This window comes from Streptomyces sp. NPDC026538 (genome assembly GCF_055567535.1).
The window spans coordinates 539,341-554,000 of sequence record NZ_JBVHQG010000005.1 but is presented as its reverse complement, the minus strand read 5'-3'; the positions used below and the strand labels follow the sequence as shown (position 1 = coordinate 554,000).

General features: G+C 72.0%; 12 protein-coding genes. 3 read left to right on the top strand and 9 right to left on the bottom strand.

Features of this window, described 5'->3' with window-relative positions:
- Positions 1-57 precede the first annotated feature (57 nt).
- A complete protein-coding gene (locus ACZ4N4_RS22955) occupies positions 58-654 on the bottom strand; it encodes a M48 metallopeptidase family protein (protein WP_453570893.1) in 597 nt (198 codons plus the stop codon).
- A 249-nt stretch (positions 655-903) separates the two neighbouring features.
- Here ACZ4N4_RS22955 and ACZ4N4_RS22950 point away from each other — a divergent pair, with 249 nt between their 5' ends.
- Positions 904-2,109: a TOMM precursor leader peptide-binding protein gene (locus tag ACZ4N4_RS22950; RefSeq protein WP_467591542.1), complete on the top strand. Its 1,206-nt coding sequence runs from the start codon at positions 904-906 to the stop codon at positions 2,107-2,109.
- Positions 2,102-3,517 carry an ABC1 kinase family protein gene (locus ACZ4N4_RS22945; RefSeq protein WP_467591539.1) on the top strand — a complete coding sequence of 472 codons (1,416 nt, stop codon included), beginning with the start codon at positions 2,102-2,104 and terminating at the stop codon, positions 3,515-3,517. Before ACZ4N4_RS22950 ends, ACZ4N4_RS22945 begins: the two co-directional genes overlap by 8 nt.
- 367 nt (positions 3,518-3,884) lie before the next feature.
- Here the strand turns inward: ACZ4N4_RS22945 and ACZ4N4_RS22940 are convergent, their stop codons facing one another.
- From ACZ4N4_RS22940 to ACZ4N4_RS22925, 4 genes are all read right to left on the bottom strand, one after another.
- Positions 3,885-4,211 carry a hypothetical protein gene (locus tag ACZ4N4_RS22940; protein WP_450754983.1) on the bottom strand — a complete coding sequence of 109 codons (327 nt, stop codon included), beginning with the start codon at positions 4,209-4,211 and terminating at the stop codon, positions 3,885-3,887.
- Positions 4,208-4,576 carry a WhiB family transcriptional regulator gene (locus ACZ4N4_RS22935; protein ID WP_450754981.1) on the bottom strand — a complete coding sequence of 123 codons (369 nt, stop codon included), beginning with the start codon at positions 4,574-4,576 and terminating at the stop codon, positions 4,208-4,210. The genes ACZ4N4_RS22940 and ACZ4N4_RS22935 overlap by 4 nt, the downstream gene beginning before the upstream one ends.
- 175 nt (positions 4,577-4,751) lie before the next feature.
- Entirely contained in the window at positions 4,752-5,066 is a 315-nt protein-coding gene (locus ACZ4N4_RS22930; RefSeq protein ID WP_467591536.1) for a hypothetical protein, read from the bottom strand.
- A gap of 164 nt (positions 5,067-5,230) precedes the next feature.
- Positions 5,231-7,426: an ATP-dependent DNA helicase UvrD2 gene (locus ACZ4N4_RS22925; RefSeq protein ID WP_467591533.1), complete on the bottom strand. Its 2,196-nt coding sequence runs from the start codon at positions 7,424-7,426 to the stop codon at positions 5,231-5,233.
- Between the two features lie 173 nt (positions 7,427-7,599).
- Between ACZ4N4_RS22925 and ACZ4N4_RS22920 the strand changes: the two genes are divergently transcribed.
- On the top strand, positions 7,600-7,842 hold the full coding sequence (locus tag ACZ4N4_RS22920; RefSeq protein WP_351704819.1) for a mycoredoxin: 243 nt from the start codon (positions 7,600-7,602) through the stop codon (positions 7,840-7,842).
- A 68-nt stretch (positions 7,843-7,910) separates the two neighbouring features.
- Here the strand turns inward: ACZ4N4_RS22920 and ACZ4N4_RS22915 are convergent, their stop codons facing one another.
- The 4 genes from ACZ4N4_RS22915 to ACZ4N4_RS22900 form a co-directional block, all read right to left on the bottom strand.
- A complete protein-coding gene (locus tag ACZ4N4_RS22915) occupies positions 7,911-8,543 on the bottom strand; it encodes a class I SAM-dependent methyltransferase (protein WP_467591530.1) in 633 nt (210 codons plus the stop codon).
- A gap of 16 nt (positions 8,544-8,559) precedes the next feature.
- Positions 8,560-9,504: an NAD(+) diphosphatase gene (nudC, locus tag ACZ4N4_RS22910; protein WP_453570874.1), complete on the bottom strand. Its 945-nt coding sequence runs from the start codon at positions 9,502-9,504 to the stop codon at positions 8,560-8,562.
- 154 nt (positions 9,505-9,658) lie between these two features.
- Entirely contained in the window at positions 9,659-11,062 is a 1,404-nt protein-coding gene (locus ACZ4N4_RS22905; protein ID WP_467591527.1) for a dipeptidase, read from the bottom strand.
- A gap of 10 nt (positions 11,063-11,072) precedes the next feature.
- On the bottom strand, positions 11,073-14,651 hold the full coding sequence (locus tag ACZ4N4_RS22900; RefSeq protein ID WP_467591525.1) for a UvrD-helicase domain-containing protein: 3,579 nt from the start codon (positions 14,649-14,651) through the stop codon (positions 11,073-11,075).
- Positions 14,652-14,660: the final 9 nt, after the last annotated feature.

The window sequence follows — 14,660 nt, the reverse complement described above, 5'->3', positions numbered from 1 at the left end:
ACAGACCCGGTACACAACCGGGCTCAGCGGCCCCGAAGGGAGCGCCTGTGGGGCGTGTCACTCGTCCCGGACGCCGGGCAGCTGGGGCAGCCGGTCGGCGGCGACCACCCCTTCGAGGTAGCCCCTGGCCCGCTCGGTCCGCGGATACGCCTCCAGGAGCCGCCAGAAGTCGGGACCGTGCCCGGGCACCAGCAGATGCGCCAGTTCATGGCAGAGCACATAGTCGACGACGTACTCGGGCATGCCCTGGAGCCGGTGCGAGAGGCGGATGCTGCCCTCGGCGGGGGTGCAGGAACCCCAGCGGGTGTTCTGGTTGGTGACCCAGCGCACCGAGGCGGGGCGGGCCCGGCCGTCGAAGTACTGTGCCGACAGCCGCTCGGCGCGCTCGGCCAGTTCGGCGTCGCCCAGCAATCGCTTGCTCTCCTGGGCGGCGAGTTTGTTGAGCATGACGGTGACCCAGCGTTTCTCCTCCGCCTCGGACATCCGGGCGGGGATCAGTACGACGGTGCGATCGCCCTCGCGGTACGCGGAGACCGTCCGGCGGCGCCGGGCGCTTCTGCGAACCTCGATCGCGCTCACCCCCAAGCCGCTGGGCGGCTGGCTCGTCATGCTGCGCTGTGGCTTTCCGGCGCGGTGCAGTGGGTCGGCGGGCACGCCCCGACGTTACCCGCTGCACACGGGGGAAGTCCCGGGTCCGGGACGGTTCGATGCCGATCCCCCACCATGCGTTTGATTTGTACGACGAATACCCACCGCCTGTGGACAACTTTCGGCACCCGTCGACCGGGCCGGGCATGCTGGCAGTCGTCGGGCGGAGCGTGACCGGCTCCACCGGCAGACGGGGATCTTCCAAGACCTACGGGGATCTTCCATGATCTTTCGACAGCTTACGGGGGGACTGTCATGCATCCGTTGGTGAAGCCCGCGCTCCGGCGCGGCTGGCGTGACCTCAACACCGTGCAGTTCGGGATGACCCCGGCGCACGCGATGACACTCGGGCCGATGGACACGGCGACCGGCAGCTTCCTGGACCTGCTCAACGGCACCCGCGGACTCGCGCTGCTGCGTACCGAAGGGCGGCGCATGGACCTGCCGGACGGGCATGTCGACGCGCTGGTGGAGCGGCTGTCACAGGCCGGGCTCGTCGACGACGCGCGCGGCGGCGGGCCGGCCGCGGCGGCGCTGCGCGCGAAGCAGGAGGTCCTGGACCGCCTCGGTCCCGATCTTGCGTCGCTTTCCCTGATCACGCCGGAGCCGGGCGGCGCGATCGGCCGGCTGGCGGCCCGGCGTGCCCTGCGGGTGCAGGTGCGGGGCGCGGGCCGGGTCGGTGTCACGCTGGCCGCGCTGCTGGCGGGCGCGGGTGTCGGCGAGGTCGACGTGCGGGACGTGGGCCGCGTCCGGCCGTGGGACGTGGCGCCGGGCGGGCTGCCCGCGGAGGCGGTCGGCGAGCGGCGGGACGAGGCCGCCCGCAGGGTCGTCCGCCGGGCCGCCCCGGATCGCCCGCCGCGCCGCCCGGACCCGGCCGGGGAAGAGCCCGGCCTCTCCCTGGTGATCATCGCCCCGCGTGACGACGTCCTGGTGCACGCCCCGGACGCGGGCTCCGCCGAGCCGCTCATGGCCTCCGGGACACCTCACCTCTACACGGGTGTCGTGGAGGGCACGGGCGTCGTCGGTCCGCTCGTCCTGCCCGGCGGGACCGGCTGCGCCCGCTGTCTGCACGAGCACCGCTCGGACCGGGACCCGGCCTGGCCACGCCTGATCGCCCAGTGGCGGTCCGGACAGGCCCGCCGGGTGGGGGCCTGCGACCTGACGCTGGCGACGGCCGTGGCAGGACTGGCCGCCGCGCATGCCCTGGCCTTCCTCGACGGGGAGTCGCCGTCCGGCACCGGAGTGCGCTGGGAGGCGTCCGTGCCCGCTCTGCACTGGCATGCGCGACCGGTCCGGCCGCATCCCGCATGCCCGTGCGGAGCGGCGGAGAAAGCTAAGGGGGGACACTCCTCAACCGACGGAGCTCCGCACGAGACAATGGTGGTGCAACGGCCGTCGGCGGAGCGACGAAAGCACACGGACGCCGCGCGGCCGACTGGGACTTGGAGGGCGCATGTCTGATCTTCCCCGGAAGGCGGTCACCCGGACCGCCAAGCTCGCCGCGCTCCCGCTCGGCTTCGCCGGCCGGGCGACCTGGGGTCTGGGTAAGCGCATCGTGGGTGAGTCCGCGGAGATCGTCGGCCGCGAGCTGCAACAGCGCACGGCCGAGCAGCTTTTCAAGGTTCTCGGAGAGTTGAAAGGCGGGGCCATGAAGTTCGGGCAGGCCCTGTCCGTCTTCGAGTCCGCCCTTCCTGAGGAGATCGCCGGCCCCTACCGGGCGGCCCTCACCAGACTCCAGGACGCCGCACCGCCGATGCCGACCCGCACCATGCACGCGGTGCTCGCCGAGCGCCTGGGCGAGGACTGGCGGGAGCTGTTCCTGGAGTTCGAGGAGAAGCCCGCGGCGGCCGCCTCGATCGGGCAGGTGCACCGGGCGGTGTGGCACGACGGCCGTGTGGTCGCGGTCAAGGTGCAGTATCCGGGAGCCGGTGAGGCCCTGCTGTCCGATCTCGGGCAACTGAGCCGTTTCGCCCGTCTGTTGGGTCCGCTTATCCCGGGCATGGACATCAAGCCCCTGATCGCTGAGCTGCGCGACCGGGTTTCCGAGGAGCTGGACTACGCCCTGGAGGCGCAGGCCCAGTCGGCGCACGCGGAGGAGTTCGCGGACGACCCCGATGTGGTTGTCCCCGCGGTGGTGCACCAGTGCGAGCAGGTCCTGGTCACGGAGTGGATCGACGGAATACCGCTCTCCGAGATCATCTCGGAGGGCACGCAGGAGCAGCGCGACCGGGCCGGTCAGCTCCTGGCGCGGTTCCTGTTCTCGGGCCCGGCCCGCACCGGCCTGCTGCACGCCGATCCGCACCCGGGGAACTTCCGGCTGCTGCCCGGTGGCCCGGAGGACGAGGAGGAGTGGCTCCTGGGCGTGCTGGACTTCGGCACGGTCGACCGCCTCGCGGGTGGCCTGCCCGCCCCGATCGGCGACTCCCTGCGGATGACGCTGGACGGCGACGCCGAGGCGGTCTACGAACTGCTGTGCGCCGAGGGGTTCGTCAAGGACTCCATAGAGCTGGATCCCGACGCCGTCCTGGACTATCTGCTGCCGATCATCGAACCGGCGCAGGTCGACGAGTTCACCTTCACCCGCAACTGGATGCGCAGCCAGGCGGCCCGCATCGCCGACCCCCGCAACCCCGCCCACCAGCTGGGCAAACAGCTCAATCTGCCGCCTGCCTACCTGCTGATACACCGGGTGACCCTGAGCACCATCGGCGTGCTGTGCCAGCTGGGCGCGACGGTCCGGCTGCGGGAGGAACTGGAGACGTGGCTGCCCGGGTTCGTACTCGAAGAGGCCGGGGAGGCAGACGACGTTCCGGAGGTCGTGGAAGCCACGGAAGCCGAGGTGGCGGAGGCGGCCGTGGAGGCGCAGTAGGGGACGGCAGGGCGGTGATCACCACCAGGACGTGTCGAGCCGGCCCTCGATCGCTCTGAGGTTCTCCCTGGAGCAGGTGTCGCAGAAGAACCGGCGATCGCCGTGCTCCATGGAGCAGGTCCAGGTGGCGGGCTGGGGGCCGTCGGCCGGCGTGCCGCAGCGGGCGCACACAGGAGGGTGGGGCTCCGCGGCGGACCCACCGTGATCACTGCCTCCGGAAGGACTCGTCACCCGGCGACGATAACGCCGCGGCGCGCGGATCCGCGGGCGCAACGCACCGCGGGGGCCGGTCCGTTCGGCCGGACCGGCCCCCGCGGGAAGCTTTCGCCTCCCTCAGCCGGGAGGCCGCCGCTTCAGGTGTTCGGGATCACTGCATGACGGCCATGGCGAGCGCGCGGCGGGCGCGCATCGAGGCGCGCTCGGCCCGGCGCTGCATCCGGCGAGCGGTCGCCAGGCGCACGGCCCGGCTCTCCTGCTCGGCCTCGTGCAGTCGCTCGTGCATATGCGCACGAGCCAGGGCTTCTGGAATGAGTTGCATCTCGCGGGTCCTGTTCTGACGCGAGCCGGTGGTCGTACCGGCGGGGGTGAAGTCTGGAATCGCGGAGCCGGTGGGCTCGCTGGTGGACGGCTTCATCGGGGCCTGCTTCTTGGGGTCGTGCGTGAGGGGGCGGTCGATCGTTCCTTGGATGTTCATGCCGAGACCGGGTTCTTGCGCGGGCGGCCACGCGGCCGCTTCCGGGCGACGACGACACCCTGGACGAACAGCTCGCCACCCCAGACACCCCAGGGCTCACGCCGCTCCTTGGCGCCGGCGAGGCAGGCCTCGATCAGCGGGCAGGTGCGGCAGAGGGACTTGGCGTACTCGACGTCCGCCGGCGACTCCGCGAAGAAGACCTCCGGGTCGTAGGAACGGCAGGGGACGGGCACGCCCAGGTTCTCGATGGCGTCGTCGAGCGCGGTGAGCGCGGTGAGCGGGATCAAGGTGGAGTCCTCCGTGGGGCCGGGCGGGGGGATCGTTTCGGAAGGCGGTACGGACGGGGCGTGCGCTTCGAGTTGCACGGCTGTTCTTCCTCGTCTGGTCGTGCCGGTCGGGTTGGACCGGTTGGCGGCTGGTACCGGGTTCTGCTCTTGCCCCGAGGCCCCTTCACCCGTCTGTCCCTGTGATGGGGACAAACAGAAGGGCCGCGGATCCCGGATGGGGTTCCGCGGCCCTGAAGGCGCCGGCCTGATCGATTCAGGCTGGATCACTCCAGGGTTCTGGCCCACGGAAGGCCCACATCAGGTGGTGCTGCGTCTGCTTCCGGCTTCCGGCACCGGCTGCCGTAAAGGCATAGGCGTAGGCCCCTGCCACTACTGCTTCCAGTGCCACAGTCGGTCGCTCATTGCGCTCACGGACGGGAAGATCCGCGAGAGAAACGGAGGACGCCGGACGCACGGCAGGAATGCCGGACACACCGGTGCCCAGGTTCGAGACGCCGAGCATGCACACGGAGACGGCCGAGAGATCGGTCATTTTGGCCGCGCTGGTGTTGGTCTTGATGCTGATCACTGGACTCGCCTCCTCTCGGCGTCTTAGGGGACTGGGTTGAGCCAGTCCGCTCGGATATGCAAGTACAACACGGAATGGGGCCTTCGAGAAGGCCGCCGCTTCCGTGCCTAGAACCTATGGGGATTGCTGGGGCATGCGCAAACTATTTTTTCGTCGAGTTGGCGTCAGTCCCCCTCAACGGCTCCCCCGGACTGCCGACCTGCGCAGATGGCCAGAACATCGGCGCCGTAACGGTTGAGCTTGCGCATGCCGACGCCGGGGATGCGAGCCAGCTCGCGGTCGTCTTCGGGCGCGCTCTCCGCGATCGCCATCAGCGTCCTGTCGGTGAAGACGCAGAAGGCAGGCTGGCCGCTGAGCCGGGCCTGGTCGGCGCGCCACTCCCGCAGCCGCTCGTAGAGGCCCTCGTCCATGTCGGAGGGGCAGTTGTCGCAGCGCATCAGCTTCATCTCGCCGGCATCGGTGAGAGTGCGCCCGCAGACCCGGCAGCGGGCGGGGGTGCGCTGGGTACGCCGGGGTGCGGCCACGGGGCCGCCGGTGAAACCGCGTTCGACACCTCCGGAGCCGGCGCCGGAGCCACGGCCGACGGTGCCCGTGGAGCCGGGGCGCAGCCCGTCCAGGAAGTGGCTGGGCCGACGGCTGGGGCGGCCGCCGGGGGTGCGGGAGAGCGACCAGGAGACATGGAGCCGCTCTCTGGCGCGGGTCACGCCGACATAGAGGAGACGGCGTTCCTCCTCGATCTGCTCGTCGGTCTTCGCATAGGTGATCGGCATCATCCCCTCGGTGACACCGACGAGGAAGACGACGTCCCACTCCAGGCCCTTCGCCGAGTGCAGCGAGGCCAGGGTGACGCCCTGGACGGTCGGGGCGTGCTGGGCGCCCGCGCGCTCGTCGAGTTCCGTGACGAAGTCGGCGAGGGTGGCGGCGGACCGGGCGGCGGCCACGTCGTGCGCCAGATTGACCAGGGCGGCCAGTGACTCCCAACGCTCCCGGACCGCGCCGGAGCCGGCCGGCGGCTCGGTGGTCCAGCCCTCCCCGGAGAGGACCGCACGCACCTGGGAGGGCAGGTCGACAGTGTCGTCGAGCAGCGCGTCGTTGCCGCCGAAGCGGGCCGCGGCACGCAGGGCGACACCCGCCTTGCGCACCTCGGGCCGGTCGAAGAACCGCTCGGCGCCGCGCAACTGGGAGGCCACGCCGGCGTCGGCGAGGGCCTGTTCGTAGATCTCGGACTGGGAGTTGGTGCGGAACAGAATGGCGATCTCGGCGGCCGGGACCCCGGCGTCCACGAGCTCACGGATACGGCGGGCGGCGCCCTCGGCCTCGGCGGGCTCGTCGGTGTACTCGGTGTAGACGGGCTCAGGTCCCGCCGGGCGCTGGGAGATCAGCTCCAGGCGGTGGTCGGCGGCGCGGCCGTGGGCCTGGGCCAGCAGGCCGTTGGCGAGGTGGACGACCTGGGGGGTGGAGCGGTAGTCGCGGACCAGCTTGACGACGGTGGCCCCGGGGTGACGGATGCGGAAGTCGAGCAGATGGTCGGGAGTTGCTCCTGTGAACGAGTAGATGGTCTGGCTGGCGTCGCCGACGACGCACAGGCTGTCGCGTTCGCCGAGCCACAGCTCCAGCAGGCGCTGCTGGAGCGGACTGACGTCCTGGTACTCGTCGACGACGAAGTGCTGGTACTGGGCGCGGACCTGCTCGGCGATGTCGTGCCGGTCCTGCAGGACGGCGACGGTGAGCAGCAGGACGTCCTCGAAGTCGATGACCGCGCGATCGCGCTTGAGGTCCTCGTAGACCGAGTAGATCTGGGCGATCTCGGCCGGGTCACGGGGAGCCTCACGGCCGGCCTTCACGGCGGCGGGCGGATAGTCCGCGGGGACGGTCTGGGTGACCTTGGACCACTCGATCTCGGCGATGACGTCCCGCAGCTCGCCCCGGTCGAGGCGGATGCGGCAGGCGGCGGCCGCGTCGGCGACCAGTTGGACCTTGCGGTCGACGAGCCGGGGCAGCGAGCCACCGATCGCTTTCGGCCAGAAGAACTGGAGCTGGCGCAGCGCGGCCGAGTGGAAGGTGCGGGCCTGCACCCCCTGGGCGCCGAGCTGGCGCAGCCGTCCGCGCATCTCCCCGGCGGCACGGTTGGTGAAGGTCACGGCGAGCACACTGGACGGCTGGAGAACGCCGGCCCGCACCCCGTAGGCGATCCGGTGGGTGATCGCCCGGGTCTTCCCCGTACCAGCTCCGGCCAGCACGCACACCGGCCCGTGCAGGGCGGTCGCCACCTCGCGCTGCTCGGGGTCGAGCCCTTCGAGCACCGCGTCGGCAGAGTCCGGTACCTGCGGGAAGAGGGAGGAGTGCGTTGCTGCTGTCACACAGCCATGCTGCCAGGTCGCCGGAGACCGCTGTGCCGGTTGTCCACAGGCAGCCCCTCGCAGTCGTACTAATGCGACAGGCGTCACCCGGGGCCGGTGTGGGAATGGCGGACGGGGCGCGTACGTTCCTCTCCTGGACGAACTTCCCGACCTGCCGAAGGAGCGCGAGCGAGATGCAGGGCACTGTGACGATGTACAGCACCACGTGGTGCGGCTACTGCCGCCGGCTGAAGAGCCAGATGGACCGCGAGGGCATCGCGTACACCGAGATCAACATCGAGCAGGACCCGGAGTCGGCCGCGTTCGTCGAGAAGGCGAACGGCGGAAACCAGACAGTCCCGACGGTGCTCTTCGGTGACGGCTCCACGCTGACGAACCCCTCGCTGGCCCAGGTCAAGCAGAAGATCAGCGCGTAATCTTCCTTCACGTGCTCCACACCGGCGCGTTGTTCGCGTTCTTCGCACAAGGCGGTCCCTGATCCGGTTCAGGGGCCGCCTTCGCGCATGGCGCCCGGCTTGTCCCACACCAGGGTGTAACGCCACATCAGTCGGCGCCGGTAACGGCGTCCGGGGAGCAGGTGTGCGGTGGCCCGCCGGACTTCCTTCCAGTTCATGATCGGGTCCTCGACAGGCATATCGGACGGACCCTGCTTACCGCCGTTCCTGCGCGCGCTCAGCCACGCCGCGGGGACCCCGCAACCGCTGATCACCCGGTCCAGGAGAGTGCGGTTGTAGGCCATGCCGACGATGACCAGCCGGCCGCCGGGGGCGAGCAGCCCCACCAACCGTTCGATCGCGTCGTCGAAGGGGGCGTGGTGGATGACGGCGACCGCGCTGACGAAGTCGTAGCTCCCCTCGTCGAGGAGCTCCCCGTCGAGATAGTCACCCTCCAGGAAGGTGACGTTGTCCACGCCGTCCCTTTTGTGTGCCAGCCGGATCATCTCCGGTGACCGGTCCACGCCGGTCACCGAATCCGCCCTGGCCGCGAGCTTGGCGGCCAGCAGGCCGTCGCCGCAGCCGACGTCCAGGGCGGCACGGCAGCCGGGCGGCACGGCGTCGAGCACCACCGGGTGGTAGTGGACGTTGTGGTTCCAGTAGGTGTCGTGGGTGTCGGTCATCAGCCGGGTCGCCGTCTCAGACGAAGCTCCTCGTCGGCAGCGGCTTGCCGTACCACATCTCGATGAGGCGGGCCGCGATGGAGATCCCGTACGGCGGCAGGACGTCGCCGGAGTCGAAGGCGGCGCCAAGTTCGTCGCGGGAGAACCAGCGAGCCTCGTGGATCTCGTCGCCGTCGACGTTGATCTCGGTCGAGGTCGCGCGGGCCATGAAGCCGAGCATCAGGCTGGACGGGAACGGCCAGGGCTGGCTGGCCACGTACTCGACGGGGCCGACGGTGATCCCGGCCTCCTCGAAGACCTCGCGGCGCACCGCCTGCTCGATGGACTCGCCGGGTTCCACGAAGCCGGCGAGCGTGGAGAAGCGGCCCTCGGGCCAGTGCACCTGGCGGCCGAGCAGGATGCGGTCGTCCTCGTCGGTGACGGCCATGATCACGGCGGGGTCGGTGCGCGGGTAGTGCTCGGCGCCGCAGGCGGGGCAACGGCGGATGTGGCCGGCGGCGGCGATCACCGTGCGCTCGCCGCAGCGGGAGCAGAAGCGGTGGGTGCGCTGCCAGTTCTCCAGGCCGACCGCGTGCACCATCAGGCCCGCGTCACGCGGCGAGAGCAGCAGTCCGGCCTCGCGCAGGCCGGCCGGGCGCGCGGACTGGTCGATACGACCGGGCAGGGCGTCCTTCTGGAGCGCGAAGTAGCTGACGCCCCCCTCGTCGGTGCCCAGGAAGTAGCGGTGCGCCTCGGTGAGGGGAGCCTCGAAGGAGGGGGTCATGACGAGTTCGGTACGGCCGTCGGGCGTCTCGTCGATGAGGACCTGGCCGCCGGAGACCACGAAGCAGCGGGTGTCGGGGTGGCTCCACGCCGCCGCGAGCCAGGCCTCGTCGAGCCGGTGGTGGGCAGCGCGGTCGATGCCGCTCGGGGCGGTGAGCGAGATGGGTCGGTCGGCGGTGTGGTCGGTCCAGGTGGTCACGGGTGCTTCCAACTCCCCCAGTGCAACGGATGTTTCAGCGGGCGGTTCAGCGGGACGAAGGGCGGGAGGAGACCGGGTCGGGCGGGGGCGGGACGACGGGGCGGCCCTTCCAGTGTGCCCCGCGCCTGGTGCCGCTCCGGACGGCGCGGACCGGTCAGGGGGCACGGCGCCAGTTCTCGGCCAGGTCACCCCACAGGTAGGCGCTGGTCTCGACGCCCTTGAGGAGAAGGTCCAGCTCAACCTTCTCGTCAGGGGCGTGCCAGCCGTCGGAGGGGACGGAGATACCCAGGAAGAGAACGGGTGCGCCGAGAACGTCCTGGAGGTCCGCGGCCGGTCCTGAGCCACCCGAACGTGTGAACCGGACCGGTCCCTCGAAGGCGCGGCCCATGGCGCGGGCCAGCGACTGGAGGCCCGGGTGGTCGAGCGGGGTCAGACAGGGGCGGGTGGCCGGCAGGAAGGTGATCTCGGCACGGATGCCGGCGGGGATCCGCTCGGTGGCCCAGGCGCGGACGGCCTTCTCGATGTGGTCGGGCTCCTGCCCGGCGACCAGCCGGAACGACAGCTTGACCATGGCCGAGGACGGGACGATCGTCTTGCTGCCGGGGCCCTGGTAGCCGCCGCCGATGCCGTTGACCTCGGCGGTGGGACGGGCCCAGATGCGCTCCAGGGTGGTGTGCCCGGCCTCGCCCTCGGTGGCGTACGAGTGCGCTTCGCGCAGCCAGCCCTCCTCGTCGAAGGGCAGCTCGGCCCACAGCTCCCGCTCCCGGTCGCTGAGCTCGACGATGCCGTCGTAGAAGCCGGGGATCGCCACGCGCGCGTGCTCGTCGTGCAGCGCGGCGACCAGGCGGGCCACGACGGTGGCCGGGTTGGGGACGGCGCCGCCGAAGGCGCCGGAGTGGATGTCCTGGTCGGGGCCGTGCAGGACGATCCCGCACTCGACGAGGCCGCGCATGCCGGTGCAGACCGTGGGGATGTCCTCGGACCACATGCCGGTGTCGGAGACGATCACGGTGTCCGCGGCGAGCCGGTCCGCGTGTTCCTCGACGAGGGCCCGGAAGTGCGGGGAGCCGGACTCCTCCTCGCCCTCGATCAGCAGCTTCAGGTTGACGGCGGGTGCGGTGCGGCCGGTGGCGGCGAGGTGGGCCCGGACGCCGAGTGTGTGGAAGAACACCTGGCCCTTGTCGTCGGCGGCCCCGCGCGCGTAAAGGCGGTTCTCCCGGACGACCGGCTCGAAGGGGTCGCTGTCCCAGCCGTCGGCACGGGCGGCGGGCTGCACGTCGTGGTGGCCGTAGACGAGGACCGTGGGTGCCTCGGGGTCACCGGAGGGCCATTCGGCGAAGACGGCCGGGGCGCCCGGTGTCTCCCAGACCTCGGCGGTCGGGAAGCCGGTCTCCCCGAGTGCGGCGGCGAGCCAGTCGGCGCTGCGGCGGACATCGGCGGCGTGTTCGGGCTGGGCCGACACGGACGGGATGCGCAGCCACTCGGCGAGGTCGTCGAGGAAGGCGGCGCGGTGCTGCTCGATGTACGTACGGACAGCGCTGTCCGGGGTCTGGCTCATGGTCACGAGCCTATCGGCCCGCGCCGACATCCTCGGCGGGCGGTTCGTCACACTCGGCTTGCCCGACCGCCTGCCCGGCCGCCTGTCCGATGATCAGCTTTTCCAGGGCGGCCCGGTCGGGCAGCCCGTCCGGTCGCTCGACCTCACCGGTGCGGACGTGCACGAACGCGACGCTGACCGACTCGGGCGGCACGCCCTGCTGCTCCGCCCAGCCGATCCGGTAGATCGCGAGCTGGAGCGGGTCGGCACGCCGCGTGCGGCTGGTCTTCCAGTCGACGATCTCGTACGTCGCCTCGTCGCCGTGCCCGGTCCGGTAGACGGCGTCGATACGGCCCCGTACGACCCGCCCGGCCAGGGCGAGTTGGAAGGGGGCCTCCACTCGATAGGGCGTGCGGTGGGCGTACTCGGTGCGTTCGAAGGCCTCCTTGAGGGATTCGAGGTCGCGTTCGTCGGCGATCTCGGCGTCGCCTCCGGGCAGCTCGTCGGGGTCCAGCATGGGCAGGGTGAGCTCTTCGAAGCGCGCCTCGACCCAGGCGTGGAAGCGGGTGCCTCGGCGTGCGGCCGGTTGTGGAGGGCGTGGCATGGGGCGCGCGAGTTCCTGCGCGAGCCCGTCCGGGTCCTCGGCCAGCCGCATCAGCTGGGTGGCGGAGAGCGCGGCCGGCAGGGGCACGTCGGTGACGCTCCGGCGGGCGCGCAGCAGCTCGCCGGTGAGGGCGTCGAGGTCGCGGTCCCAGGACGCGACGGCGCGAGCCTCCTCGGGGGTGAGGAGGGTGCGCTCCGGGGCACGCGCGTGCTCGGACCCGGCCACGCGCGCGTGCTCGGACTCCGTCACCCGTGCGGCCTGGGGTTCGGGGACGCGTGCGTGCCCGGGTTCCGGTCGGCGTGCGTGCTCCGGCGTGCGCTCGGCAGGCGTCGCCTGGTGCGGGACCGTGGGTCGGTCGGCGCTCAGGGATTCCCAGTCGGCGGAGTCCTCGTGCGGGAAGTCGTCCTCGTAGGGGTCTGGCTCGTCGTCGGGTGGCGGGGGCCACTCCGGGTCCTCGTGGGTGGCGGGGTCGTGACCGGCCGCCGGGTGGCCGTCCTCCCCTGCTGTGAGCGCGTCCAGGTGGGCGAGGACGGTCTCGGCGGCCGCGCGCCGGCGGGCCAGCGCGGCCTCGTCGAGGGGCAGCGGCCACACCTGGTCGGCACCGGCCGTGTGCAGGGCCGGGTTCTCCTCGTCCTCCTCCGGTTCGTCGGCCCAGGCCTCGATCTCGCCGTGTCCGGTGGCGCAGTGGTCGTACAGGGCCTGGAGGAAGTCGGAGGGGCCGCGCGGTCGCTTCTGGCTGGGGCCCCACCAGTGGCCGGAGCCGAGGAGCAGGGAGCGGGGGCGGGTGAAGGTGACGTAGCCGAGGCGGAGCTCCTCGGTGTGCTGGTGGTCCTTCATGGCCTCGTGGAAGGCCTTCATGCCCCGCGAGTCCCAGGCCTCGACGTCCGGCAGGGTGTCGGTGTCGCCGCGCAGGGCGTGCGGGAGCACCTTGGCCTGGGCGGTCCACTTCTCGCGGCCCTGGCTGCTCGGGAAGGTGCCCTTGACCAGGCCGGGGACGACGACGACATCCCACTCCAGGCCCTTGGACCTGTGCGCGGTCAGCACCTTGACGGTGTTCTCGCCGCCGGGCAGGGCGTTGTCGAGGCCCTTCTCGTACTGGGCGGCGGTGCGCAGGAAGCCGAGGAAGGCGAGCAGGGTCGCCTCCTGGTCGCCGGCCGCGAAGGAGGCGGCGACGTCCAGGAAATTGGACAGCGTCTCGCGGCGGCGGGCGGCCAGCGCGTGCGGGGAGGCGGACAGCTCCACCTCCAGGCCGGTGACCGCGAGGACGCGGTGCAGGACGTCCATCAGCGGGTCGGACAGGGAGCGGCGCAGCTCGCGCAGTTCGGTGGCCAGGCGGGCGAAGCGCACGCGCGCGTCCGGCGAGAACGGCAGGCCGTCGTCCTGGCGCTCGGTGTCCAGCGGCAGCTCCAGGAAGGTGTCCAGGGCGTCCGCGAGCGATATCACCTCGGCCGGGTCGACCCCCTCGACGGCCTCGGCGAGCCTGCGGTCCGGGTCGTCGGGGTCGCCCACGCGCGCGTGGGACACCAGCAGCCGGGCGCGGCGGCCCAGGAGGGCGAGGTCGCGGGGGCCGATGCGCCAGCGCGGGCCGGTCAGCAGCCGGACCAGGGAGGCGTTGGCTCCGGGGTCCTGGAGCACTTCGCAGACGGCGACGAGATCGGCCACCTCGGGCAGGTGCAGCAGCCCGGAGAGGCCGACCACCTCGACGGGGACGTCCCGCGCGACAAGGGCGCCCTGGATCTCGGCGAAGTCGGTCGCCGTACGGCACAGGACCGCGATCTCGCCGGCTGCCGTGCCGGTGCGGACGAGGTGGGCGACGGAGTCGGCGATCCAGTCCATCTCGTCGGCGTGGGTGCGCAGCAGGGCGCAGCGGACCGTGCCGTCGAGTTCGGCGCCCGGGGCCGGGCGCAGGGCCGCCACACCCGCGTGCATGGCGCGCAGCGGCTCGGCCAGGCCGTTGGCGAGGTCGAGGAGGCGGCCACCGCTGCGGCGGTTCTCGCTGAGCGCCTGGCGGGTGGCCGGGCTGCCGTCGGCGTGCGCGAAGTGCTGGGGGAAGTCGTCCAGGTTGGCGACGGAGGCGCCGCGCCAGCCGTAGATGGCCTGGCAGGGATCGCCGACGGCGGTCACGGGGTGGCCGGTGCCGCCGCCGAACAGGCCCGCCAGGAGTACCCGCTGGGCCACCGAGGTGTCCTGGTACTCGTCCAGGAGCACGACCCGGAACTCGTCGCGCAGCAGCCGGCCCACCTCGGGGATGCGGGCCAGCGCGGCGGACAGCGCGATCTGGTCGCCGAAGTCGAGCAGGTCCCGCTCGCGCTTGGCGGTCCGGTAGCGCAGGACGAGTTCGGCCAGTTCGCGGCGGGCGGCGGCCACCTCGGGGACCTTGCGCAGGTCGGCGTTGCCGAGCTTGGCGCCCGCGAGGGTGTTCAGCAGTCCGGCGTCCCAGGCGCGCAGGTCCTCGGGGCGTACCAGGTGCTCGGCGAGTTCGGAGTCGAGGGTGAGCAGGTCGCCGACCAGGTCGGCGAAGGAGCGGGTGAGGGCCGGATAGGGACCGGGGGCCTCGCGCAGCACCCGGGCGGCGAGCTGGAAGCGGGTGGCGTCGGCGAGCAGCCGGGAGGCCGGCTCCAGGCCGATGCGCAGGCCGTGGTCGGTCAGCAGCCGGCCCGCGAAGGCGTGGTACGTCGAGATGACCGGCTCGCCGGGCGGGTTGTCCGGGTCGATGACATCGGGGTCGGTGACGCCCGCCCTGACGAGTGCCTTGCGGACGCGTTCGGCGAGTTCGCCGGCCGCCTTGTTGGTGAAGGTCAGCCCGAGGACCTGCTCGGGGGCCACCTGGCCGGTGCCGACCAGCCAGACCACACGGGCCGCCATCACCGTCGTCTTGCCCGACCCGGCTCCGGCCACGATCACCTGCGGGGCGGGCGGCGCGGTGATGCAGGCCGTCTGCTCCGGGGTGAACGGGATGCCGAGGAGCTCTTTGAGCTGCTCGGGGTCGGTGATGCGGGCGGGCATGCCGTCGAG

Coding starts and splice junctions, on each gene's coding strand:
- ACZ4N4_RS22950 (WP_467591542.1), top strand. CDS start 904: ATGCATCCGTTGGTGAAGCCCGCGCTCCGGCGCGGCTGGCGTGACCTC.
- ACZ4N4_RS22945 (WP_467591539.1), top strand. CDS start 2,102: ATGTCTGATCTTCCCCGGAAGGCGGTCACCCGGACCGCCAAGCTCGCC.
- ACZ4N4_RS22940 (WP_450754983.1), bottom strand. CDS start 4,211: ATGAACATCCAAGGAACGATCGACCGCCCCCTCACGCACGACCCCAAG.
- ACZ4N4_RS22920 (WP_351704819.1), top strand. CDS start 7,600: ATGCAGGGCACTGTGACGATGTACAGCACCACGTGGTGCGGCTACTGC.
- ACZ4N4_RS22915 (WP_467591530.1), bottom strand. CDS start 8,543: ATGACCGACACCCACGACACCTACTGGAACCACAACGTCCACTACCAC.
- ACZ4N4_RS22905 (WP_467591527.1), bottom strand. CDS start 11,062: ATGAGCCAGACCCCGGACAGCGCTGTCCGTACGTACATCGAGCAGCAC.
- ACZ4N4_RS22900 (WP_467591525.1), bottom strand. CDS start 14,651: ATGCCCGCCCGCATCACCGACCCCGAGCAGCTCAAAGAGCTCCTCGGC.